This window comes from Flavobacterium hibisci (assembly GCF_020026925.1).
Lineage (GTDB): Bacteria > Bacteroidota > Bacteroidia > Flavobacteriales > Flavobacteriaceae > Flavobacterium > Flavobacterium hibisci.
This window is the reverse complement of sequence record NZ_JAIQDW010000006.1, coordinates 26,749-49,432: the sequence shown is the minus strand read 5'-3', so window position 1 is coordinate 49,432 and position 22,684 is coordinate 26,749. Positions and strand designations below refer to the sequence as shown.

At 34.4% G+C, this 22,684-nt stretch carries 21 protein-coding genes; 9 read left to right on the top strand and 12 right to left on the bottom strand.

Annotation, left to right across the window (positions count from 1 at the left end):
* The first annotated feature begins 65 nt into the window (after nucleotides 1–65).
* Together K8B81_RS08140 and K8B81_RS08135 are read left to right on the top strand one after the other, a co-directional pair.
* Complete coding sequence (locus K8B81_RS08140) at nucleotides 66–587, top strand: ExbD/TolR family protein (protein WP_223680707.1); 522 nt, start codon at nucleotides 66–68, stop codon at nucleotides 585–587.
* Between the two features lie 9 nt (nucleotides 588–596).
* The gene (locus tag K8B81_RS08135; protein WP_223680959.1) at nucleotides 597–1,115 is read left to right on the top strand and encodes an ExbD/TolR family protein; all 519 of its coding nucleotides are present in this window, start codon (nucleotides 597–599) and stop codon (nucleotides 1,113–1,115) included.
* 250 nt (nucleotides 1,116–1,365) lie between these two features.
* Here K8B81_RS08135 and rpsA read toward each other — a convergent pair whose 3' ends face one another.
* Complete coding sequence (gene rpsA, locus K8B81_RS08130; protein ID WP_223680705.1) at nucleotides 1,366–3,141, bottom strand: 30S ribosomal protein S1; 1,776 nt, start codon at nucleotides 3,139–3,141, stop codon at nucleotides 1,366–1,368.
* A gap of 371 nt (nucleotides 3,142–3,512) precedes the next feature.
* Nucleotides 3,513–5,006, bottom strand: a complete 1,494-nt coding sequence (locus K8B81_RS08125; RefSeq protein WP_223680703.1) for an aminotransferase class V-fold PLP-dependent enzyme — start codon at nucleotides 5,004–5,006, stop codon at nucleotides 3,513–3,515.
* A gap of 182 nt (nucleotides 5,007–5,188) precedes the next feature.
* Between K8B81_RS08125 and msrA the strand changes: the two genes are divergently transcribed.
* Nucleotides 5,189–5,722, top strand: a complete 534-nt coding sequence (gene msrA / locus K8B81_RS08120; protein ID WP_223680701.1) for a peptide-methionine (S)-S-oxide reductase MsrA — start codon at nucleotides 5,189–5,191, stop codon at nucleotides 5,720–5,722.
* Between the two features lie 9 nt (nucleotides 5,723–5,731).
* Nucleotides 5,732–7,300 carry a protein adenylyltransferase SelO gene (locus K8B81_RS08115; protein WP_223680699.1) on the top strand — a complete coding sequence of 523 codons (1,569 nt, stop codon included), beginning with the start codon at nucleotides 5,732–5,734 and terminating at the stop codon, nucleotides 7,298–7,300.
* A 218-nt stretch (nucleotides 7,301–7,518) separates the two neighbouring features.
* On the opposite strand, the gene K8B81_RS08110 is transcribed toward K8B81_RS08115, so the two are convergent.
* The 6 genes from K8B81_RS08110 to K8B81_RS08085 form a co-directional block, all read right to left on the bottom strand.
* Entirely contained in the window at nucleotides 7,519–8,493 is a 975-nt protein-coding gene (locus K8B81_RS08110; RefSeq protein ID WP_223680697.1) for a YpdA family putative bacillithiol disulfide reductase, read from the bottom strand.
* Nucleotides 8,494–8,499: 6 nt separating this feature from the next.
* Nucleotides 8,500–8,973: a CYTH domain-containing protein gene (locus tag K8B81_RS08105; RefSeq protein WP_025572442.1), complete on the bottom strand. Its 474-nt coding sequence runs from the start codon at nucleotides 8,971–8,973 to the stop codon at nucleotides 8,500–8,502.
* Between the two features lie 93 nt (nucleotides 8,974–9,066).
* The gene (locus tag K8B81_RS08100) at nucleotides 9,067–10,113 is read right to left on the bottom strand and encodes an o-succinylbenzoate synthase (protein WP_223680695.1); all 1,047 of its coding nucleotides are present in this window, start codon (nucleotides 10,111–10,113) and stop codon (nucleotides 9,067–9,069) included.
* A gap of 104 nt (nucleotides 10,114–10,217) precedes the next feature.
* Nucleotides 10,218–11,420, bottom strand: coding sequence for a tetratricopeptide repeat protein (locus tag K8B81_RS08095; protein ID WP_223680693.1), 1,203 nt, complete (start codon nucleotides 11,418–11,420; stop codon nucleotides 10,218–10,220).
* 261 nt (nucleotides 11,421–11,681) lie between these two features.
* Nucleotides 11,682–13,220, bottom strand: coding sequence for a DEAD/DEAH box helicase (locus K8B81_RS08090; RefSeq protein ID WP_025572771.1), 1,539 nt, complete (start codon nucleotides 13,218–13,220; stop codon nucleotides 11,682–11,684).
* A 108-nt stretch (nucleotides 13,221–13,328) separates the two neighbouring features.
* On the bottom strand, nucleotides 13,329–13,862 hold the full coding sequence (locus K8B81_RS08085; protein WP_223680692.1) for a DUF6155 family protein: 534 nt from the start codon (nucleotides 13,860–13,862) through the stop codon (nucleotides 13,329–13,331).
* Nucleotides 13,863–13,964: 102 nt separating this feature from the next.
* Here K8B81_RS08085 and K8B81_RS08080 point away from each other — a divergent pair, with 102 nt between their 5' ends.
* Both K8B81_RS08080 and K8B81_RS08075 read left to right on the top strand, forming a co-directional pair.
* On the top strand, nucleotides 13,965–14,252 hold the full coding sequence (locus K8B81_RS08080) for a DUF3817 domain-containing protein (RefSeq protein WP_223680690.1): 288 nt from the start codon (nucleotides 13,965–13,967) through the stop codon (nucleotides 14,250–14,252).
* Nucleotides 14,245–15,504, top strand: a complete 1,260-nt coding sequence (locus K8B81_RS08075; RefSeq protein WP_025572776.1) for a mechanosensitive ion channel family protein — start codon at nucleotides 14,245–14,247, stop codon at nucleotides 15,502–15,504. The genes K8B81_RS08080 and K8B81_RS08075 overlap by 8 nt, the downstream gene beginning before the upstream one ends.
* A gap of 40 nt (nucleotides 15,505–15,544) precedes the next feature.
* Here the strand turns inward: K8B81_RS08075 and K8B81_RS08070 are convergent, their stop codons facing one another.
* Both K8B81_RS08070 and K8B81_RS08065 read right to left on the bottom strand, forming a co-directional pair.
* The gene (locus K8B81_RS08070; protein ID WP_223680688.1) at nucleotides 15,545–15,970 is read right to left on the bottom strand and encodes a hypothetical protein; all 426 of its coding nucleotides are present in this window, start codon (nucleotides 15,968–15,970) and stop codon (nucleotides 15,545–15,547) included.
* Nucleotides 15,971–16,061: 91 nt separating this feature from the next.
* Nucleotides 16,062–16,445, bottom strand: coding sequence for an acyl-CoA thioesterase (locus K8B81_RS08065; protein ID WP_025571465.1), 384 nt, complete (start codon nucleotides 16,443–16,445; stop codon nucleotides 16,062–16,064).
* Between the two features lie 250 nt (nucleotides 16,446–16,695).
* Here K8B81_RS08065 and K8B81_RS08060 point away from each other — a divergent pair, with 250 nt between their 5' ends.
* Both K8B81_RS08060 and K8B81_RS08055 read left to right on the top strand, forming a co-directional pair.
* Nucleotides 16,696–17,100, top strand: a complete 405-nt coding sequence (locus tag K8B81_RS08060) for a glyoxalase (RefSeq protein WP_223680686.1) — start codon at nucleotides 16,696–16,698, stop codon at nucleotides 17,098–17,100.
* Between the two features lie 101 nt (nucleotides 17,101–17,201).
* Nucleotides 17,202–17,711: a hypothetical protein gene (locus K8B81_RS08055; RefSeq protein ID WP_223680684.1), complete on the top strand. Its 510-nt coding sequence runs from the start codon at nucleotides 17,202–17,204 to the stop codon at nucleotides 17,709–17,711.
* Between the two features lie 87 nt (nucleotides 17,712–17,798).
* On the opposite strand, the gene K8B81_RS08050 is transcribed toward K8B81_RS08055, so the two are convergent.
* Together K8B81_RS08050 and K8B81_RS08045 are read right to left on the bottom strand one after the other, a co-directional pair.
* Nucleotides 17,799–19,541, bottom strand: coding sequence for a DUF885 domain-containing protein (locus tag K8B81_RS08050; protein ID WP_223680682.1), 1,743 nt, complete (start codon nucleotides 19,539–19,541; stop codon nucleotides 17,799–17,801).
* Between the two features lie 66 nt (nucleotides 19,542–19,607).
* Complete coding sequence (locus K8B81_RS08045; RefSeq protein WP_223680680.1) at nucleotides 19,608–21,584, bottom strand: alpha-ketoacid dehydrogenase subunit alpha/beta; 1,977 nt, start codon at nucleotides 21,582–21,584, stop codon at nucleotides 19,608–19,610.
* 159 nt (nucleotides 21,585–21,743) lie between these two features.
* Here K8B81_RS08045 and K8B81_RS08040 point away from each other — a divergent pair, with 159 nt between their 5' ends.
* A complete protein-coding gene (locus K8B81_RS08040) occupies nucleotides 21,744–22,628 on the top strand; it encodes an IS982 family transposase (RefSeq protein ID WP_449536199.1) in 885 nt (294 codons plus the stop codon).
* Nucleotides 22,629–22,684 lie beyond the last annotated feature (56 nt).

Genomic DNA, 22,684 nt, shown 5'->3' with positions numbered 1-22,684 from the left:
TATTTTTAAGTATAAATCTTTTTTGTTTCAATTTTATCATTAGCTTTATTAAAAAATCATTCATTATGGAAAATCTGCCTAAAAAAGTGAGAAGCAAAAAATTAAACACCAGAGTTGATTTAACCGCAATGGTAAGCATTTCATTTTTACTGATTATATTTTTTATGGTTACGATTGAATTATCGAAGCCAAAGGGAATTAGTTTAGGATTACCTGATAAAGATCCGGTATGGGATGGAGTAATCCATTGTGGTGTTGGTATAGATTATCGTGTCACAACAATTCTACTTGATAAAAATGATAAAATTATTACTTATTCAGGATTACTTGGATATACCGATAAACCTAAACAAATTAAATATGGAGCTAATGGCATCCGAAAAGAACTATTAAATAAAAAAAAGAAAGTTCAGGATTATACTGGAAGTCCTGACAAAAGCCTAATCGTTATAATAAAACCAAGCAAAAAATGCAATTTCAAGAATTTGGTTGACATTTTAGATGAAATGTCAATTACTAAAATTGATACATATACGATTGTAGATGATTTCACTCCTGAAGAATCAAAACTATTAGCAGCTAACTAAAATTCTCAAATTATGGAAATTAATAGAAAAGTCCGAAGCAGAAAACTAACTACAAGCGTTGATTTAACCGCAATGGTCAGTATTTCTTTTCTACTGATTATATTTTTTATGGTTGCAGGGGAATTAAGGAAACCTAAAATGATGGATTTAGGAGTACCAGATTGCATTGATGAATGGTCGGGCGGTTGCTATCGTGTAGACGAGCTTAGAGTCTTGACTTTATTACTGGACGATAATAACAAAATGATTAGTTATATGGGATTAATACATTCTCCTGTACAAAATCCTAAACAAATTGATTACGGTAAAAATGGAATAAGAAAGGAACTAATCGCTATAAATAAAAAGATTCACCAATACACAGATAGTACTGAAAAAGGTGTAATAGTGATTATTAAACCCAGTAAAAAATCTAATTACGGAAATCTGGTTGATATACTTGACGAAATGAACATTACAGGGATTAATTCTTATGCAATTGTAAATGATTTCACTCCTGAAGAAACAAAATTATTAGCTTCAAATTAAAAATTTTATTCTGAAAATGAATGCCTAGCCCAGATAGAAGGGAAAATCCTTTTGTGCCGGCGTTCGGCATAAAAGATTTGGAATGATAGCTGGAAATAGCTCCTAAAGCATAATAAACAAATCAAATTTCAACTACTATGAGTTATCGACTTTGCTCCCACTGACAAGCTTGAAACTTGAAACCTTAAACCTCAAACAAAAAAAAGTCCCACATCTCTGCGGGACTTTCTATTTATAAAAAACGTAAGAATTATTTTTTCTCAGTTTTTTCCATTTTAGCTTTTAAAGCAGCTAATACATCATTGTTATCACCTAAAGTCGCAGCTGGTGCGTTAGTAGATGCAGATGCAGTAGTTTCAGCAGCAGCTTTCACATTTTTCTCTTCTTCTTCTCTGAAGATAGCAGTGTGAGAAGCAACAACTCTTTTGAATTCTTTGTTGAACTCGATTACTTTGAAATCAGCTGAATCACCTTTTTTCAATTTCTTTCCGTCTTCTTTTTCAAGGTGACGAGTTGGAATGAAAGCAACGATATCATCTCCGAATTCTACAGTAGCTCCTTTGTCAACGATTTCAGAAATCTCACCGTTGTGGATAGTTCCTACAGCGAAAGAATCTTCGTATTGATCCCAAGGATTAGCAGTAGTTTGTTTGTGACCTAAAGATAATTTACGTCCTTCAACATCTAATTCTAATACTACAACATCAAGTTTTTCACCAACGTTTACAAACTCAGATGGGTGTTTGATTTTCTTAGTCCATGAAAGGTCAGAAATGTAGATTAATCCATCAATTCCTTCTTCTAATTCTACGAAAATACCAAAGTTTGTGAAGTTTCTAACGATACCTGTGTGTTTAGAACCTACCGGGTATTTAGAAGTAATGTCAGTCCATGGATCCTGAGTTAATTGTTTGATACCTAATGACATCTTACGATCTTCTCTGTCAAGAGTTAAGATAACTGCTTCAACAACATCTCCAACTTTCACGAAGTCCTGAGCAGAACGTAAGTGAGTTGACCATGACATTTCAGAAACGTGGATTAAACCTTCAACACCTTCAGCAACTTCGATAAATGCACCGTAATCAGCGATTACAACTACTTTACCTTTAACTTTGTCACCAACAGTTAAGTTAGCATCTAAAGCATCCCATGGGTGAGCGTTTAATTGTTTCAATCCTAATTGAATTCTTGTTTTCTCATCATCGAAATCAAGGATTACAACGTTTAATTTTTGGTCTAATTCAAGAACTTCACTTGGGTGGTTGATTCTGCTCCAAGAAAGGTCAGTAATGTGAATTAATCCGTCAACACCACCTAAGTCAATGAACACACCATAAGAAGTGATGTTTTTAACAACACCTTCTAATACTTGTCCTTTTTGTAATTGACCGATGATCTCTTTTTTCTGTACTTCAATATCAGCCTCGATAAGAGCTTTATGAGATACAACAACGTTTTTGAATTCGTGGTTGATTTTTACCACTTTGAATTCCATCATTTTGTTTACATATACATCGTAGTCTCTAATTGGCTTAACGTCAATTTGAGATCCTGGTAAGAACGCTTCGATACCGAATACGTCAACGATCATACCTCCTTTAGTTCTGCATTTAACAAAACCGTTAACGATTTCTCCAGTTTCATTAGCTGCAATAACTCTATCCCAAGATTTGATAGTACGTGCTTTTCTGTGAGATAATACTAACTGACCTGTTTTGTCCTCACGGATGTCGATTAATACTTCTACTTTGTCACCTACTTTTAAGTTTGGGTTGTAACGGAATTCGTTTAAAGAAATAACACCTTCAGATTTAGCATTGATATCAACGATAACGTCTCTATCTGTAATTCTAACAACAACACCTTCAACTACTTCTTCCTGATCTGTAGCGATGAAAGTTTTTGATACTAGTTCTTCAAACTCTTGTAAGTTTTTCTCATCTACTGCGTCGATTCCTTCTTGGAAGTTATGCCAGTTAAAATTTGCTAAAAACTCTTCTTGTGATTTTAATTGTTCAGACATGCTGATAAAAAAATTTGTATTCTGTTTTCCTCGAGTTTCATAAAGCAGTAGAAAAAACAGAAGTTGTTTTACATAAATAGTTGATACCTAATGGAAACTCTTCTTTGCCAAAAGGACTGCAAAATTAATACATTTATTTGTAATAGCCAACAAAAATAGGCATGATTATCAATTAATTACTTAGAAGCAGACGTTTTTAGCTTTTTCAGGGCCAAAAGTCCCGCTTTCACTACTATCTTTTATGGCAAACCCTGCCATAAAAGGATAACCGCTCTATCGGGGCTAGGTTAGAAATTTATTATTCCATGAGAAATAAAACCCGACGAGCTATGAAAGCTGCCAGGTTTTATATAAAATTTATTTTTCAGAATTTAAGAAGCAAACCAACTCGCAACCAATTCATCTTCAAACGAATTAGCATTTTTATGCACAAACTCATTCGTATTTTTATCATACTCATAATCCAGTTTCCAACTTTCGTGATTTTCAGCAAGTTCTTTTATACTTTGGCAGACAAAAGCAATCTCCTCATTCGTCGTCGTTGGATGAATTGACATTCTGATCCAGCCCGGTTTTTTAATTAAATCACCAATCGTAATTTCATCAACCAGTTTATTAGAAGTTTCCTGATCAACATGCAGTAAAAAATGTCCATACGTTCCCGCACAGCTGCATCCGCCACGAGTCTGAATTCCGAATCTGTCATTCAGTAATTTTACTCCCAGATTAAAATGCAAGTCGTCTATAAAAAACGAAATTACCCCTAACCTTTCCTGATGATGCCCTGCCAAAATTTTGATATTCGAAACAGGATTCAGTTCACTAAAAACATACTTAACAATTTCATGTTCCCGTTTAAGAATATTTTCAATACCCATTTCTTCCTTCAGTTCAATGGCAAGAGCGGTTTTAATAACCTGTAAAAAGCCCGGTGTTCCGCCATCTTCACGGTCTTCAATATTATCAATATATTTATGCTCTCCCCACGGATTAGTCCAGCTAACGGTTCCTCCGCCAGGACAATCCGGAATCATATTATTGTATAACTTTTTATTAAAAATCAGTACTCCTGAAGTTCCGGGACCACCTAAAAATTTATGTGGCGAAAAGAAAATCCCATCCAGATACGCTCCCGGATCTTCTGGATGCATATCAATTTGCACATAAGGTCCTGAACAGGCAAAATCGACAAAACAAACGCCGTTATGCTGATGCATTACTTTTGCTATTTCATGATAAGGTGTTTTCAAGCCTGTTACGTTTGAACAAGCTGTTATTGAAGCAATTTTTATCGTTCTGTCTTTATATTTTTCTAATAATGCTTTTAAATTATCCAGACTAAAAAGTCCTTTCTCCGTTTCAGAACACGGAATAATTTCAACATCTGCAATCGTTTCCAGCCAGGAAGTCTGATTCGAATGATGCTCCATATGCGAGATAAAAACAATCGGTCTTTTCTCCTCTGGAATTGCGGTAAAAGCTTTTAAATTCTCAGGAACTTTTAAACCTAAAATTCGCTGAAACTTATTAATTACACCTGTCATTCCGGTACCATCCGTAATTAGAACATCATCAGTATTGGCGTTTGTATGACGCTTGATAATGTGACGCGCATGATGATATGCCTTTGTCATAGCCGTTCCTGAAACCGTTGTTTCGGTATGGGTATTGGCAACAAAAGGACCAAACTCATTTAAAAGCTTTTCTTCGATTGGGCGATAGAGTCTTCCGCTGGCAGTCCAATCAGTATAAATGATTTTCTTTCTACCATAAGGAGAATCAAACTCCTGATTAATTCCAACAATATTCTGCCTAAAATCGTTAAAATAAGCTTCTAAACCCGTGGTATTATTTTTGCTATTCATGAATGTACTTCTGTTTGACGGCAAATATATTGTTTTTAAATAAAATTGCAGAATTATCAATTAGAAACTTAAAATTTAAAATTACTTTTTATTATCTTTAGTCAAATAGTGCTTTTACAAACAATTTATCACAATATCCTACATAACTAATAGGAGAAATCGGTAAACTAAAATAATATTATATGAAAAATTTATCCGTAGCAACCTTTGGGGGTGGCTGTTTTTGGTGTATAGAAGCTGTAATTCAGCGTTTAAACGGAATCGAAACCGTGAAATCCGGATATTCTGACGGACAAATTAAAAATCCGGCTTACAGAGAAGTCTGCACCGGAAGAACCGGACATGCAGAAGTGATTCAGGTTGTTTTTAATCCTGACATAATTTCATATCATGACTTAATTACCATTTTCATGACAAGCCACGATCCTACAACTCTAAACCGTCAGGGAGCAGACAGCGGAACACAATACCGCTCCATCATTTTGTATCACGATGAAACACAAAAAACAATTGCTGAACAGGTTTTCAGCGAACTCAAATCTGTTTTTCCGGATCCGATTGTAACACAACTAAAACCTTTTCAGGTGTTTTATGAGGCTGAAGAAGAACATCAGAATTATTACAATGACAATCAGGAAGCCGGTTATTGCCGAATGGTGATTGATCCGAAAGTATATAAATTGAAAAAAATGTATGCTGATAAATTAAAAGACTGAAAATTTAAAATGAAAAACTTAAAAACACATAATCGTTTTACAACCGAATTGCCTGCAGATCCTAACGAAACTAATGAAACCCGTCAGGTTCTTAATACGCTTTTCTCTTATGTAAAACCAACAACACCAACTGAACCTAAATTAATCCATGCTTCAGAAGAAGTGGCGGAATTAGTTGGAATTTCAGCAGATGAAATTCAGTCTGAAGAATTTTTAAACGTCTTTTCGGGAAAGGAAATTCTGCCAGGCACTCGTCCGTATGCCATGTGTTATGCCGGACATCAATTCGGCAATTGGGCAGGACAATTAGGTGATGGCCGTGCGATTAATTTAACCGAAGTTGAACATAATAATCAATATTTTATTTTACAACTAAAAGGTGCAGGAAAAACCCCTTATTCCCGAACTGCAGATGGATTAGCGGTTTTACGCTCTTCAATCCGGGAATATTTATGTGCTGAAGCAATGCATTATCTGGGCGTTCCCACTACACGATCTCTTTCGCTGATACTATCCGGAGACGAAGTTTTAAGGGACGTTTTATACAATGGAAATCCTGCTTACGAAAAAGGAGCCATTGTATGCCGTGTCGCTCCGTCATTCATCCGTTTTGGAAGTTTTGAAATGCTGACTGCCCGAAATGAACTAAAAAACCTGAAACAATTTGTTGAATACAACATCAAATATTATTTTCCTGAAATTACAGGTGAACCAAAAGAGCAATATATACAGTTTTTCAAAACTGTAGCAGACAAAACCAGAGAAATGATCTTGCACTGGCAGCGTGTAGGCTTTGTTCATGGCGTAATGAATACCGACAATATGTCGATTAACGGAATAACAATTGATTACGGTCCTTATGGCTGGCTGGAAAATTTTGATCCAAACTGGACACCAAATACAACCGACAGTCAAAACCGAAGATACCGTTTTGGAAACCAGCCTCAGGTTGCACAATGGAATTTGTTCCAACTGGCAAATTCGCTTTATCCGTTAATCAATGAAGCGGAGCCTTTGGAGAAAATATTAGAATCATTCATTACTGATTTCAATTCAGATTACACAAAAATGATTTTATCCAAACTAGGATTGTTTTCTCCATCAGAAAATGATGCTGAATTTATAGCCTATTTAGAATCAAATCTGCAATTATCAGAAACCGATATGACTATTTTCTATCGCAACCTGAATAAAATTAAAAAAAGTGATTCGGCAGAAAAAGCTTTAGAAGTTATTAAAGATGCTTTTTACAAACCGGAAGAAATCAAAGACACGATTAAAGACAACTGGCTATTGTGGTTCACTAATTATTTAGAACGTCTGAATCAGGAAAATACTTCTGGTGAAGAACGAATCAAACTCCAAAATTCCGTTAATCCAAAATATGTTTTGCGAAATTATATGGCACAATTAGCAATTGATGCGGCTGATCAAGAGGATTATTCTCTAATTTCAGAATTGTATGAATTGTTAAAAAAACCATACGATGAACAGCCTGAATATGAAAAATGGTTTGCCAAAAGACCGGAATGGGCACGTTCTAAAGTTGGGTGTTCTATGCTTTCCTGTAGTTCATAGTTTTTTTTATAATATTCAAATTGACATCAAACAGAATATCATTAAGTTAGAATTCGTCAGTTCGAGTTGAGTTATAATTTGCGATAGAAAATTATAACGTAGTATCGAGAACCTTAGTATCCATAAGACTTCTCGATACAATTTTAAACATTAAAGCTATTGCATTAATATTTAAAATCACCGGAAGTGACGACTAAAAGACTGTTTAACTTATCCAATTAACATTTACTTTGAGTAATATAATCCACAATCATATTAGCATGAATACGAGAGTTTTCAATAAACCATTTGTGCGTCTGCATGCCTCCGCAGACTACACCTGCTAAAAACAATCCTTCAACATTTGTTTCCATCGTTTCAGCATTGTAAGTTGGAATTTTTAATTCATCATCTGATAACTCAATACCCATTTTTTCAAGGAAAGATAAATCAGGTTTATAACCCGTCAAGGCCAGGACGAAATCATTTTTGATCGTGACCTTGCCGTTTGGAGTTTCTATTTCTACTTCTCCCTCTTTGATTTCAGTAATATTAGACTCAAAATAGGCTTTTATGCTTCCTTCAGCTATTCTGTTTTCAATATCCGGTTTTACCCAATATTTCACACGGCTATTGATCTCGTTTTTACGAATTACCATCGTTACATTTGCGCCTTTACGCCAGCATTCCAAAGCTGCATCAACTGAGGAGTTGTTAGCTCCTACAACTAAAACATCCCTAAAAGCATATTCGTGAGCTTCTTTGTAGTAATGACGAACTTTAGGCAACGCTTCACCTTTTACATTCATTTCAATCGGAATATCATAGAAACCTGTTGCTATAATTACATTTTTAGCTTCGTAAAAGTTTTTATCAGTTGTGATTTTAAAAAGCTGCTGTTCGAGTTTCTGAACTTTAGTAACTTTTTCAAATAAATTGAGATTAAAATTAAAATAACGATGGATATTTCTATAATATTCCAAAGCTTCCTGACGTCCTGGTTTTGGCGCCAGACAATTGAATGGAATGTTACCTATTTCAAGTCGTTCAGCCGTTGAAAAAAACGTCATATACAAAGGATAATTGAAAATGCTGTTGACAATTGCTCCTTTCTCAATAATCAGATAATTCAGTTTTTTCTTTTGAGCTTCGATCGCGCAGGCAAGACCAATTGGACCGCCGCCTACAATAATTAAATCGTATGATTGTGACATAAATTGTTATTTTTCCCAGTCTTTAAAAGGATTTTTGCTTAAATAAGCATTGTAGTAACGTTCATCATTGGTAACCTCATCTCCCAGCCAGTCGGGTTTTTCAAAAGATTCTGTTTCAGATTCCAGTTCAATTTCTGCCATCACCAGACCTTCATTCTCTCCATAAAATTCATCGACTTCAAAAACGTGTTTACCTGATTGTATTTCGAAACGTGTTTTTTCAATCTTGCCTTTTTCACATAATTTAAGTAATTCCTGAGCTTCATCCAACGGAATTTCATTTTCCCACTCAAAACGCGTCATTCCGCCATGATGGCCAATACCTTTTATCGTGATAAATCCTTTTTGGCCTTTAATTCGAATGCGCACTGTTCTTTCAGGAAGTGAGCTTAAATATCCCTGTGCGATTTTATTTTGGGCGAAAGCCTGTGCTTTGTATTCGTCAGATTTTACAAGAAACTTTCTTTCAATCTCAACCATTAGTTCTGCAATTAAATTTTATGCAAGTTACTTAATTTAGCGCAAAACTGAATTCGTTAATTCGGATTTTGAGGAGACAAAAAAGTAATTTTATTACACTTTTTCTAAAAATGTAGTACGCCAGTTTTTAGTTTTGCTGTACCACAATTGTCCGTTTAAAACTTCCAACGGGCAATCAATATTATTAGTATAAAGTGCTCCCGTACCTAATCCCTGAGGCATACCAGAATTTTGTAAAAACGTCCATTGCGCAATTGCATTTAAACCAATATTGCTTTCCAATGCTGAAGTAATCCACCACCCGATATTATATTTTTCAGCCAGGGTAATCCATTCCCGGATTCCTCTAAAACCACCGACAAAACTTGGCTTTAAAATGATGTATTGCGGTTTGATTTTTTGTAAAAGTGCTTCTTTTTCTTCCAATGAAAACACTCCGATCAGTTCTTCATCCAAAGCAATAGGAAAAGGAGTGTTTTTACACAACTCTGCCATACTGTCAGTGTTGTTTTTTTGAATAGGCTGCTCTACACTATGTAATTCAAAACCAGATAATTGATTTAATTTATCTAAAGCTTCATTTAAAGAAAAAGCACCATTCGCATCAACTCTTATTTCTATTTGTTCAGCAGTAAAATGAGTACGAATAAAGCGTAATAAATCCAGTTCTTTTTGAAAATCGATCGCTCCAATTTTGAGTTTTATACAGGTAAATCCCTGAGCAATCTTTTCTTCAATTTGCTCTTTCATAAAGGCTTCTTCTCCCATCCAGACCAGACCATTTATGACAATTGATTTCAAATTATTGGTGAAATCTGAAGGAAATAGCACATACGGATTTTCACTTTTAAGAGACAAAAAAGCCATCTCTATTCCGAATTGAATGGATGGAAATTCCAGTAAATTTTCCCAAAGTGCTTTTTCACCCAAATGAATATTCTGGCAAACCCAGTTTAATTTCTCTTCGTAATCTCCGCGGTCATCTGCACTCAATCCTCTTAAAATACCACACTCTCCTATTCCTTTTTTACCGTTTTCTTCGAGTACAATAAACCAGGTTTCTTTTTCGGTCATAATGCCTCTCGACGTCCCCGAAGGACGTTTGAATTCGAGCATATATTTGTGGTAAGTAGCTTTCATATGTGGTGCTTTTTTAAACCATAAAAGTGATTATAAGAAAATTTAAGTCAGCTTTGTCGGCAAATTTAAATGAACTTATAATCACTTATGTGGTGAAAATATTTTTAATTATATAATTTCAAGACTCTCTCAAAGTCAGATGAAGGCAATCCTGCTTTTTGAAAAAGTATAAAGTCCTGTTTGGTCTTATCTATCCAGCTTACACTATCAGTAACGTTTTGTGACTGGTATTTTTTATAAATTGCCTTTGCCTGACTGTAATCATCGCTAACCAGATAAGCGTGGGCCAAATTAAGTTTTACCAACAACTCAGTATCATCTAATTTTTCACCTTCTTTTAAAAACTTTATGGCTTTTGCATATTGTTTGGTCAAAATATAACTGTAACCAATTGAACTGTAATCCAAAGCTGTTGCTTTTCCTGCTCCTATGATTGTGCTCAGCTTCGAAATTGCTTCGTTGTATTTCTGAAGTTTTATGAGCGTATTTGCCTGAGTCCTCAAATCATTATATACGTTTTTAGAAATTGAAGCATCGTTATAACAAGCGTTTCCAAAATCTTTATAAATTTTGGTTTTTTCTATGGCAAGCAATTTTTGATATTCACTATAACGGTATTGCTTCATGATTTTATCCAGGATACATACACAAAAATCATCTGAATTGGCCATTTTTTGAGCCATTGTAGAAGTTTTACAAAGACTGACAATTTCGTTTTTGTTATCAACATTCCAGCCACGGTTTAGTTTTGTATCGACCCATGGCACAACCTCTAAAACTATTTTCTGTTTCAGCAGCCAGTTTTTGCTTTCGAAACCAAACCAAATTGTAGTAGTGTTTGCATTGAGGCAGGAAGATTTATCAATTGACAAACGTTTGGCATCTTTACTTACGGGTTCTGTCTGAGCGTAACAGGCATCGTTGACTTTTCCGTTATCAATGTATTTTTTTGCATTTGAATCAGACGTAAAAAGTGCATAAGTGCATTTATCATCGCCCGATATTTTCGACATCAGTAATACTGCACCTGCAGAGCCCTGCCCTATGCCGTAAGGATCCGGAATTGCTTTTAACACATTTACCAGACTGTTTGCCATTTGCTGATTTTCATCAAGAAGCGTGACCCTGTAAACAACTTCAGTAGTCCCAACAGGTAAATCCTCTGTTTTGATTGTTATCCGGTCACCTGCAGAGACTATTATTTCTTTTGTAGTGGCGCGTTCCTTGTCCCAATATCCGTCTTTTTGTGCAAAAAGACTATGAAAAGAACCAATTAAAAACAAAACAACAATTTTCTTCAAATTCATCTTTTATGGATTACACGTTATAGCCCTGATGGGAACGGCATCCTTTTGTGGCGGGGTTCGCCACAAAAGATACAGTGGACAGCAGGAAATAGCTTCTAAAAATCAAGTTCAATGACAATGGCAAAATTCAATATCAAGTTCAATTTCAAAAATCAAACTTAATGGTAAAATCAATTTCAATTTCAATGCCAAACTTTAATGCGTTCAACTATCACGTCTTGATATTTTTTAAACCTGAAACATTAAACCTAAACATTTTCATCAATCCGGTTCGTTCATGATTTTTTCACGATACTTTTTACCAATTAACAGGGTCAAGTTTTTCTTGTAGTCATCAACCAGCCATTCGCGATAATTTTTACTGCATTGGCTCAGACATTTTGCATAACGCTTAATGCGGCATTCGATATCGTCATCAAGTTCTTTAGCCAAGGCTTTTGCTTCCTGAAGTGTTTCGGTGTTATCGACACACATTGCTGCATGCTGTTCCAGTGATTTATCTAATACAATCTTTGAACGTAAATTTTGCTTGATCGCTAATTTGTGCTCTTCATCAACATCAAATGTAACATCAGCTGTTTTACTGAATTTTGCACGCAATTCAGGCGGCATGCTGTATTTGAAAAACATTTCGATTTCTGTATCATCACGTAAGTTCTCCAAATAAAATTCTGGTGATTTAAAAATATGCTGCCAGTTTACCGGCTCACTCCATAAACCAAAACGGGCTGCATTATTCCCCAGGTCAATGACTGTAAATTCATCTTTACCAGGCAATTTTCGGGATCCGCGTCCAATCATCTGGTAATATAATGTCAATGATTTTGTAGCTCTGTTCAAAATAATTGTTTCAACCGTAGGCTCATCAAACCCAGTCGTTAAGATTCCTACGGAAGTCAGGATAGCATCCGGAGTTTTTTTGAACCATGCCAATATCTCTTTTCGTTCTTCTGAACTGCTTGTATTGTCGAGATGTCTGATATCGTAACCTGCTTCCCTAAAAGTATCATATACATATAATGAAGTATGGATACCGTTATTGAAAATTAAAGTCTTTTTACCTAAAGAGCGCTCCGTATAGGCATGCAGCAATTTTTCCTGCATCATGGTATTGGTATACAAATCATCAGAAGATTTTACCGTATAATCTCCGTTGATACCAACTTTTAAAGAAGTCAGACCAACATCATAACTATATGTTGTAGCCCTGGCAAGGAATCCTTTATCTATCAATGAACTAATGGTATCACCCACAATAAGTTCATCATAACTCTGATGCATTGGTAACTTTATATTTGAACTCAATGGTGTAGCGGTTACTCCAAGAATAAAAGCATTTTTAAATGAGTTTAATAATTTTCTGAATGAATTATAATGTGCCTCATCGATAATCACCAAACCGATATTATCTAAGTGTAGTTTTTCGTCATTGATACGGTTTTTCAAAGTCTCAACCATTGCAACAAAACAGGAGTAATCGTTTTGATCCGGCAATTCTTTTACCTTACTATTGATGATTTTATTAGAAACTCCAAAGCCTTTCAGCATTTTTGAAGTCTGCTTACAAAGCTCGATACGGTGCGTCAGAACGACTACCTTTTTGTTATTATGTGCTAGATAACGACGAACGATCTCGGAAAAGATCACTGTTTTTCCACCGCCTGTCGGTAATTGATATAATAAATGATGTTGCGGCGGAGCATTGTCTAAACGATCAAAAATGGCATCAATATCGCCCTTTTGGTAAGCATAAAGTTCTTTTTTCTCTTCTCTTTCTATTTCTAAAGTGTTTTGAGACATTGTATTTTTTTCGATTTTTGCAAAAGTACATCTAAAAAACAGTTATTCATTGTATTTTAACCTAAAATAAATGTTTTTTTTAAATAAGATTTTTTATGAGAAACGCATTTATAAGTCTATTTTCTCTAAAATAGCTTCAAATTCGTATTTGTTTTTCCACTTTTGTTGCATTGTTTCTTGTTGGATTGCAATAATTCTTGGCTTAAATTCACTTAGGACCCCATTAGAAATCACAAAATTTACTGCCTGTTCAAAAGAATTCAGCATGCTTTTATAGAATAATTCCTGTTTGATAAAGTTTCCTGATGAATAGGTTTGGGCAATTTCGACATTATAAAGCATCACATCTGCAATCACAAATGGGTCAACTCCCAATGAAATAAAATGCTTAATGATTTTTTGAGCTACAGAGCGACGCATCTTGGCCTTAGGACGCCATTTTGCACCGGGCTTTTTGACTGGAAAGTATTCATGAGAGATTTTAGTTTTGCTTTCCTGCAAAAGCTTGTCTTCTTTCGGATTAAAAACAAAATCATAAAAGACTTTTACAGGGCTAAATTTTTCGTACAGCTCGATAATTTGCTCCTCCAGCTGTTCCTTATTTAGTCCCGTCAAATATTTTTTTAAATCACGCTTGCTCATACTCAAAGTTTAAGATTACAAAAGTAAATTACTTTTATTATACATACTTCAATAATCAGGTATAATACTTAATTTTGCGGTTATTAATTCAAAAAACAGATCATGCTTAAGATTTTTAAAGTTACTGCCATTTTAGAAGGAATCTCTTATTTAGTTTTATTTGCAAATATGCTTTTTATTAAAACAAATAATCCGGAACTCTATCACACCTTATTACAGCCATTGGGAATGAGTCACGGAATCTTATTTATAGGTTACATCTTATTGGCTTTTTTACTAAGAAAATCTCAAAACTGGGACTTGAAAACATTCGGAATTATCCTGATTGCTTCGCTTATTCCCTTTGGAACGTTCTATGTTGAGAAAAAGTATTTAGAAAATAATGCATAAGTTTTTGGATAAAATATTCAACTTTTTATATCCCCTTTTCAGGGATTGGGGAATGAGCCGCAACTTTGCGTCGTACATTAGCCTAATCTTTAATATTGCCATTATGCTGGCGCTGGCGTATGCTATTTATTATGTAGCCAAATTTGTATTGGTGACACTTACTGCGATTTTTGCCCAGCGAACCAAAACCAAGTTTGACGACTATTTAATTAACAACAAAACCACTAAATACACTGCTTACTTAATTCCGTTTTTCTTTATTTACAAAGCCGTTCCCATCATTTTGGACCGGTATGAATATTGGGAACTGATGTTCGGGAAAATAGTGGGCGTTTATATTGTCCTGATCACCTTATGGATTGTCAGAACCATTTTTAATGCTTTACGTGATTATTTAAAAAACAAACCCGAATACAGCGACAAACCGATTGATAGTTTCGTTCAGGTAATTATGATCGTGCTTTGGATTTTTGGAATTGCCCTTATTGTTTCGACTTTATTCGGAATGAAAAGAGGCGAATTGCTGACTATCCTGGGAACACTTTCTGCAATTATTATCCTTATATTCAGAGATACAATCCTGGGATTTGTTTCGAGCGTTCAGGTGTCCATAAACGATATGGTTCGGATTGGTGACTGGATTACTATGGATAAATTTGGTGCCGATGGCGATGTAATCGAAATTAACCTGACAACGGTAAAAGTCCGCAATTTTGACAATACCATCACTACTATCCCAACCTATGCCTTAAGTTCAGATTCATTTCAGAACTGGCGCGGCATGCAAAACTCTGACGGAAGACGCATCAAGAGGCATATCCTGATTAAGAGCAGCAGCATTCGTTTTTTAAATGATGAAGATTTGCATCATATGAAAAGAATACAATTGATTACCTCTTACATTGAATCAAGACAAGCTGAAATTGACAAATACAATGATTTGCGGGGTATAGACAAAACCCTGAGTCTTAATGGGCGAAATATGACCAATTTAGGTTTGTTTAGAAAATATATTATCCAATATCTTTTAGATCATCCCGGATTAAATAAAAATATGCACATTGTGTGCCGCCAGCTGCAATCAACCGCACATGGTGTTCCCTTGGAAATTTATGTGTTTTCGAGTGACAAACGCTGGGCCAATTACGAGTATATCATGGCTGACATTTTTGACCACGTTATGGCTTCTGTTGTATATTTTGATCTGGAACTATTCGAACTGCCTTCTGCTATTGGATATTTAGACAAGTAAATTTAGTTCAGACTTTCAAGAGTAAACCTGAGAATCTGAACTATTTTTTAATCTCTTCAAAAACAAATTCTGAATCCTGATAATTAAGCGTTCCCGGCAAAAAACACGGAAGGTTCATATAAGTTCCTATTACGCCATTTCCTAAAAACAGTTTGTTTTCTTTCTTTAATAAAGCAATTGGAACCCTTTTCCATCCTCCGCCGTTAGATATATAATGAAAATCGCCTCTTAAAGTATCTCCTTTTATATCTCCCTTTACATCTCCTGAGTCTTTACCAATTTGATAATACGCTATTTCATAGCGGCCATAAAAACGTTTATCACTCATATGAATTGCTAAAACCGCTGTGTCTTTATTGTTTACAGCCCTGTACACAAAATGATTGTATCTATCCTTTTCTTCTTTAGAATTACAGGAAATTAAAAAAGCAAATAATACTGAAGCCGTTATGAATTTTTTAAACATTCTAAGAGTTTTTTTTCCATATAAGATTAAGTAAATAGAAGCTTAACGGAAAGGTTACACGAACTTATTTTACTTATGTATGTGTAATAATTTATAAACGATCTTTTACGAATTCAATTTTCGTTTTCCCATGTGGTTTTGGCTTTCCGTCCTCGCCTAAATTAACCATGGTAGTATGATCAATTGTGATGATGATTTCGCGGGTCATCATGTTTCTTACAGCACATTTAAGCACTAAAGAAGTGGTTCCAAATTTTACCACATCGATTCCTATTTCTACAATATCTCCCTGTCTTGCCGAACTTTTAAAGTTGATTTCAGACATGTGTTTGGTCACTACTCTTGGGTTTTCTAATTGTACAATCGAATACAAAGCAAGCTCTTCATCGATCCAGGCTAATAACTGTCCGCCGAACAAAGTTCCGTTCGGATTTAAATCTTGGGGTTTAACCCATTTTCTGGTGTGGAATCTCATATTTTATTTTATTATGGGTAAAAATAGTTTTTTACTCCCATAATCGGATTAAGTTTTTTTATTAATCCTTACGATTTCAATAATTCGAAAATTTGCTGCTGAATTATTTTAAAAATCATTTTTAAAACACCAAAAATTAAAGTCAACAAAATATTTTAATTTATGAACTTATTTTTTTTAGAATTGTCAGTAACTAAATCCGGGGAAAATATTTTTATAGAAGATATTTTTATAATTTTAAATAAAAACCATGACAGACAGAGACACTTTTTTAAAAGAATTCAGAGGCGAAACTTTAGGAACTATAAGCGCTCAGTCATCACCTGATGAAATTTTTCAAAACCAAACCATTAGACCTATTTTAAAACTTCAGAATGATTTGTTCATTGCTGTTTTTATCAATTATATAAATAAAAACAAAGCTGATTTTTATTCTTATACCGTTGAAAAGAAACTCCAGACCGTAGAAAATTCTATCCAAAAAGATATTAAGTTCCGAAATTCATTAAAAGGAATTGTCATGGCGCTTTTTACCGTTGAAGAATACGAAACTTATATTAAGAATTCTTCCGACTTAAATAAAAGAATGATGAATTTACTGATTGACAGACTGAAAAACCAGGTGCAGCTGTTTGAAGTTGAAACTAATAATTAAACACGAAACTGAAGCTTTTTTTTGCAGAAAAATGACTTGGGAAAATTAAATAAAATTAGAAAAAAAGATAAATTTGTCCAGAACCATTGCGGTCTAATAATATGAAAAACATCTCAACATTAAAAAAAGCGATTATAATAATATATGTTTTTGTCTTTATTTTTTTTTCATTAGTTGCCAGAAGTATGCTTTATGTTTGTCTGCCAAATGAATACACATTAATAAAAAATATTAAAATTGATTCGATCAGCACTAATATGAAGAAACACGGTACCTCTTTTATACTGACGTTTAAAGATGGTAATAAAACCGATTATGTTACGCTTGCTAATGATACTGAAATGAATATACGAACCTTTAGAGCTATTATGACTTATGGTAGAAGGACTATTGATTTAGTAAGAATGGAAAATTGCAGAATTTTAGGACAGTGTCCTGAAGAGTACTTATTATATGACGAAAGATTTTTATGCGACTCAAACAATCAATGCAATTATAAGCATGAACACATAATCAAATACATTATCATTCTATCAATCACCATATTTGTCTTTCTTGTAATCAGCTACGGTTTTTACAAACTTTTTAACAGCAGATTCGTAAATGAATAATCCTACTTAAGTGGCGAATATTTAACAATAAAAAAGGGTTTAATAATAATTTTATCAAACCCTTTTGTATATCCATAATATTAAAATTTACTCTTCAGACAACATCAAATCTTTAATATATTTAACCGGAGCGCTTCCAAAACTTAAAAATTTCTCATGGAATTTTTTAAGGTTAAAATTCTCCCCTTCTTTCTTTTTAAGTTCTTCCCTTAAATTGTAAATTTCGGTATATCCTGTAAAATAAGAACATAATTGCACCTGGGATAATGTAACACGCTTCCATTTTCCTTCTGCTTCTGCCTGCTGCTGAAAAGCTTCCTTGATAAGTAAATCCAAGGCAGCCTCTTTAGACATATTTTTGGTATGAACACTAATATCCAAAATAGTATTGCAAGTTGCTCTTAAATTCCATTTATAATACATCAGCCACATTTCATCAGAATTTTTATAACCGCTTTCCAGCATCATCTTTTCTGCATAAACAGCCCAGCCTTCAATCATTGCGCCATTCCCAAGAATAGATTTGATAATACTTGGCGACTGATTGCTGTAAACCAGCTGTGTATAATGCCCGGGAATTGCTTCGTGAATATTTAAAATCTGTAAAATATAATCGTTGTATTCTCTTAAATAACTTTCAGCATTTTCGGCCGTCCAGCCAGACATACTGCCTACGTTATAATAGGTATTTCCGTTTTTGTCATAAGGACCCGGCGCAGAGATTGAAGCACCTGCAACTCCGGCCATATAAGCAGGCTCTTTACGAACAACCAATGGTTTTGACGGATCGATGTACAATAAATCTTTTTCTTTTACATAAGCTGTAAGTTCAGGAATCTGTTTTTCAATTTCAGACTGGAATTTTTCAGGTGTCGTATGTTTCAATGATATCTGATCAATAACCTGTTTGATTAAATCCAGCTTATTGGCAGGTTTTGTCTGGCTTCCTTTGTATTTTGACCAAAGTTTATCAGCCAAAGCAAACATTTTATCATGCAGGTCTTTTTTGTGGTCAATGGCAATTTTATAAATTTCATCTGTAGAATAACCGGACTGAATATCAAAACTGAACTTTTTAGCATACAAATCAGCGCCTAATCTAAAAGAACGAGGTGTTTTATTTGGCAGATTTTTAAGCCATTCAGCATACTCTTTAATTGCCTTTACCGAAACTTTTGCTTTGTCCTGAATTTCTTTTTTCTCTGCAGCCGTCAGTTTACTTTTCGAAAGCGCATCATTTAAATCTGCTTCAAAAACAGAAGAACCTCCTATGTTTTGTGCTATTGCAAGTTCTGTATGTTCAACTGTTGGGTTTTTGATATTCTTTTTGGCTGCTTCGTAATAAGCAGGAATCGCATTCATTTTTGCATTAAAAGAGCGCAGGCGAACTTCAAGGGAATCATATTTACCATTTAGAATTTCTGCAAATGCCCCACAGACATTATATTCGGATGGATTCCATTGTGAGGATTTTAATTCTTTGATACCGAAAATTACAGATTCCAAATGATTTTTTATCATGTGATAATCTGTTTTATTTTTATCGGATAAGTCTTCAATGTCATATTTCTTTAAAGAGTCTAATTGTACATTTGCAAAATCAAGCTGTGCTTTGTCTGCCGCAGCATCAGGAACCACCAAAACGCTGTCTAATTTATGATAGCCGACAGCAGAAGCCCATCCCGGATTCATTTTCCACAAAGAAGTAACAAAACCATCTTTATATTTGTCAAATTTGTTGTCTAAAGCATTGTCATCACCAGACTTCGTGCTTTTATTACAGGAAATAAACAATGTAAGCGTAAAAATTGAGACAAACAGTTTTTTCATATTTTAATGTATTTAAGTAATATTTATTCTAGATAATAATTTAAATCAGCTCCTTATTTTTTGGTTCTAATAAGCCAGCAAGTCCATAAGTTCTTTTTCAAAGCGCTCTTTTGGCAAAAACTGATCTTCCAGAGCTTTAGTAAACGGAATTGGAGAATTTAAACTAGCGATTCTTTTTACCGGTCCGTCTAGATATTCAAAACACTGTTCCATGATCAAAGCGGATATATCGCTGGCAACTCCTCCAAACAAAGTATCTTCCTGATAAATAATCACTTTGCCCGTTTTTTTAACCGATGCAAAAATAGTTTCGGTATCTAAAGGCTGCAGTGTTCTTAAATCAATCAAATCGGCCTCGATATCCGGATGTTTTTCTAATGTTTCCAAAGCCCAGTGTACGGTTGCGCCAAAGGCAATAATGGTTATCTTTTCTCCTTTTTTAATGAGTGCTGCTTTTCCTAATGGAATCGTATAATAATCATTTGGAACATCCTGATAAATACTTCTGTATAAAAGTTTATGCTCAAAAAACAAAACAGGATTCGGATCATTTATTGAAGTATTTAATAACCCCTTGGCATCATATGGAAAAGCAGGATATACAATTTTTAAACCAGGCGTTTTGGTAAACCAAGCTTCATTTGTCTGTGAATGAAATGGTCCTGCCTGAGTTCCACCACCACAAGGCATGCGTACTACAACATCGGCTTTTTCACCCCAGCGATAATGCGATTTGGCCAGTAAATTAACAATCGGATTAAAACCTGTTGAAACGAAATCTGCAAATTGCATTTCAACAATTGCTTTATAACCGTTAATTGATAATCCCATTCCGGTTGAAACCACGGCACTTTCACAAATTGGAGTATTTCGAACGCGTGCTTTTCCGAAAAACTCAACAAAACCATCAGTTATTTTAAAAGCTCCTCCATATTCTGCAATATCCTGCCCCATCATAACAAGATTTTCATGCTTTTTCATAGACTGTTCCAAACTTGTTCTGATAGCATCTATAAAACGAATATTCTTAGATTCTGATGAATGAATCACTTCTTCATAATCATAAGGCTTATAAACATCCGCTAATTCACCTTCATAAGTCGGAACAATTTCTGGTTCTGCATTTGCAATAGCTAAATTTTCGTCTATTTCCTGCTTGATTTCAATATGAAGCTGTTCATCGAATTCTGCTGTCAGGATACCACTTTCTGTTAAAAATCTTCTATAATTGGTAACCGGGTCTTTTTTACTCCACTCATCCCGCAGTTCCTGCGGGACATATTTTATACCGCTCGCCTCTTCATGCCCACGCATTCTAAAGGTTTTAAATTCCAATAAAACCGGACGGGGATTTTCCTGCATCTGCTCCTTAAGTTTTGAAAGTTTGTTATAAACTTCCAGAATATTATTTCCGTCAATAATATGACTTTCTATACCATAGCCAATGCCCTTATCTGCCAGGTTTTCGCACATATACTGCTCATTTGTAGGTGTAGAAAGTCCGTAACCGTTGTTTTCAATGATAAACATTACAGGCAATTTCCAGACTGCTGCGATATTTAAGGCTTCATGAAAATCACCTTCACTGGTTGCGCCTTCACCGGTAAAAACAGCTGTTATTTTTTTATTATTTTGAAGTTTATTTGCCAAAGCTATCCCATCTGCAATGCCTAATTGTGGTCCCAGATGCGAAATCATTCCGATAATTTTATATTCCTGGGTTCCAAAATGAAAACTACGGTCCCTGCCTTTTGTAAAACCATTTGCTTTTCCCTGCCATTGCGAAAACAATCGGTACAAAGGAATATTTCTTGAAGTAAAAACCCCCAGATTTCTATGCATAGGCAATACATATTCTGACTCATCCAAAACAGCTGTAACACCTACTGCAATTGCTTCCTGTCCAATTCCTGAAAACCATTTTGATACTTTGCCCTGTCGGATCAGGATGAGCATCTTTTCTTCGATTAAACGCGGCTTGAGTATTTTTTTATATAAATCTAGTAATTGAGTGTCAGTCAGGTCTTGTCTGTAAAAGATCATTTTGTTTCGGTTTTAGCATTTCAAATATATTAAAATATAACAACTCAAATACTAATAGTGAACCCGTTGGGTGAAATTATTTGAAGCAAATAAAATTGATTAGATATTGGTCAAGACACTGCAAAGCAGTATCTTGAAGTCGCCAAACAACCAATATCCATGTCGAATATAGTTAAAAATTATTTTAAGGTTTTAGAAGTTATAAGTTCTTTGAATTATGATTCGGTATTAAAATCAAGAGTTGGAAGAAATGGTAAGATGTCTGATTTAGAAGTAATAGCACTTAGTTTGACTGCTGAATTTATGTCTATTGACAGTGAGAATTCACTTTTCAAACAAATTAGTCCGATTATGATTCCTAATCTAATTGAACGTAGTCAATTCAATAAAAGAAGAAGGAAACTGTTTTTATTTTCTGAGGAGATCAGAACTAAACTAGCTAGTCGATTTCTTGAGTTTGAGGACTATTTTATTGTTGACAGTATGCCGTTGGAAATCTGCAAATTTTCTCGTCATAAAAGAATTAAAATCTGTAAAGACGAATTTGAAACAGCTCCTTCCAAAGGGTTTTGTGCTTCGCAAAACAGTTGGTTTTATGGATATAAGCTTCATGGAGTTTGTTCAGTAACTGGTGTATTTCATTCTTTAGACATCACAAAAGCAGAAGTCCACGATATTCATTTTCTAAAGAATATTAAAAAACAAATGTCTGATTGTGTGATTCTTGGAGACAGAGGATATCTCTCTGAGAGTGTTCAATTAGATTTATTTCAATCAGTTAAAGTTAAATTGGAAACCCCAAAAAGAATTAATCAAAAAGATTACAAGCCACAACCGTATATTTTCAGAAAATCTAGAAAAAGAATTGAAACTTTGTTTTCACAATTATGCGACCAATTTTTAATTCGAAGGAATTATGCTAAATCTTTTGAAGGTTTTAAAACAAGAATTTTAGCAAAAATTACAGCGATGACTTTGATACAGTATATCAATAAATTTATATTTGACAGACCTATAAACAATATTAAAAATCAACTAATTTAATTTCACCCAACGGGTTAATAGTGAAATAAATACTAAAAAATAAGCTGTACCTCAAC

Coding starts and splice junctions, on each gene's coding strand:
- K8B81_RS08075 (WP_025572776.1), top strand. CDS start 14,245: ATGCATAAGTTTTTGGATAAAATATTCAACTTTTTATATCCCCTTTTC.
- K8B81_RS08040 (WP_449536199.1), top strand. CDS start 21,744: ATGTCGAATATAGTTAAAAATTATTTTAAGGTTTTAGAAGTTATAAGT.
- K8B81_RS08140 (WP_223680707.1), top strand. CDS start 66: ATGGAAAATCTGCCTAAAAAAGTGAGAAGCAAAAAATTAAACACCAGA.
- K8B81_RS08045 (WP_223680680.1), bottom strand. CDS start 21,584: ATGATCTTTTACAGACAAGACCTGACTGACACTCAATTACTAGATTTA.
- K8B81_RS08050 (WP_223680682.1), bottom strand. CDS start 19,541: ATGAAAAAACTGTTTGTCTCAATTTTTACGCTTACATTGTTTATTTCC.
- K8B81_RS08125 (WP_223680703.1), bottom strand. CDS start 5,006: ATGAATAGCAAAAATAATACCACGGGTTTAGAAGCTTATTTTAACGAT.
- K8B81_RS08090 (WP_025572771.1), bottom strand. CDS start 13,220: ATGTCTCAAAACACTTTAGAAATAGAAAGAGAAGAGAAAAAAGAACTT.
- K8B81_RS08095 (WP_223680693.1), bottom strand. CDS start 11,420: ATGAATTTGAAGAAAATTGTTGTTTTGTTTTTAATTGGTTCTTTTCAT.
- K8B81_RS08100 (WP_223680695.1), bottom strand. CDS start 10,113: ATGAAAGCTACTTACCACAAATATATGCTCGAATTCAAACGTCCTTCG.
- K8B81_RS08115 (WP_223680699.1), top strand. CDS start 5,732: ATGAAAAACTTAAAAACACATAATCGTTTTACAACCGAATTGCCTGCA.
- K8B81_RS08085 (WP_223680692.1), bottom strand. CDS start 13,862: ATGAGCAAGCGTGATTTAAAAAAATATTTGACGGGACTAAATAAGGAA.
- K8B81_RS08105 (WP_025572442.1), bottom strand. CDS start 8,973: ATGGTTGAGATTGAAAGAAAGTTTCTTGTAAAATCTGACGAATACAAA.
- K8B81_RS08080 (WP_223680690.1), top strand. CDS start 13,965: ATGCTTAAGATTTTTAAAGTTACTGCCATTTTAGAAGGAATCTCTTAT.
- rpsA (WP_223680705.1), bottom strand. CDS start 3,141: ATGTCTGAACAATTAAAATCACAAGAAGAGTTTTTAGCAAATTTTAAC.
- K8B81_RS08055 (WP_223680684.1), top strand. CDS start 17,202: ATGAAAAACATCTCAACATTAAAAAAAGCGATTATAATAATATATGTT.
- K8B81_RS08065 (WP_025571465.1), bottom strand. CDS start 16,445: ATGAGATTCCACACCAGAAAATGGGTTAAACCCCAAGATTTAAATCCG.
- K8B81_RS08060 (WP_223680686.1), top strand. CDS start 16,696: ATGACAGACAGAGACACTTTTTTAAAAGAATTCAGAGGCGAAACTTTA.
- K8B81_RS08070 (WP_223680688.1), bottom strand. CDS start 15,970: ATGTTTAAAAAATTCATAACGGCTTCAGTATTATTTGCTTTTTTAATT.
- msrA (WP_223680701.1), top strand. CDS start 5,189: ATGAAAAATTTATCCGTAGCAACCTTTGGGGGTGGCTGTTTTTGGTGT.
- K8B81_RS08110 (WP_223680697.1), bottom strand. CDS start 8,493: ATGTCACAATCATACGATTTAATTATTGTAGGCGGCGGTCCAATTGGT.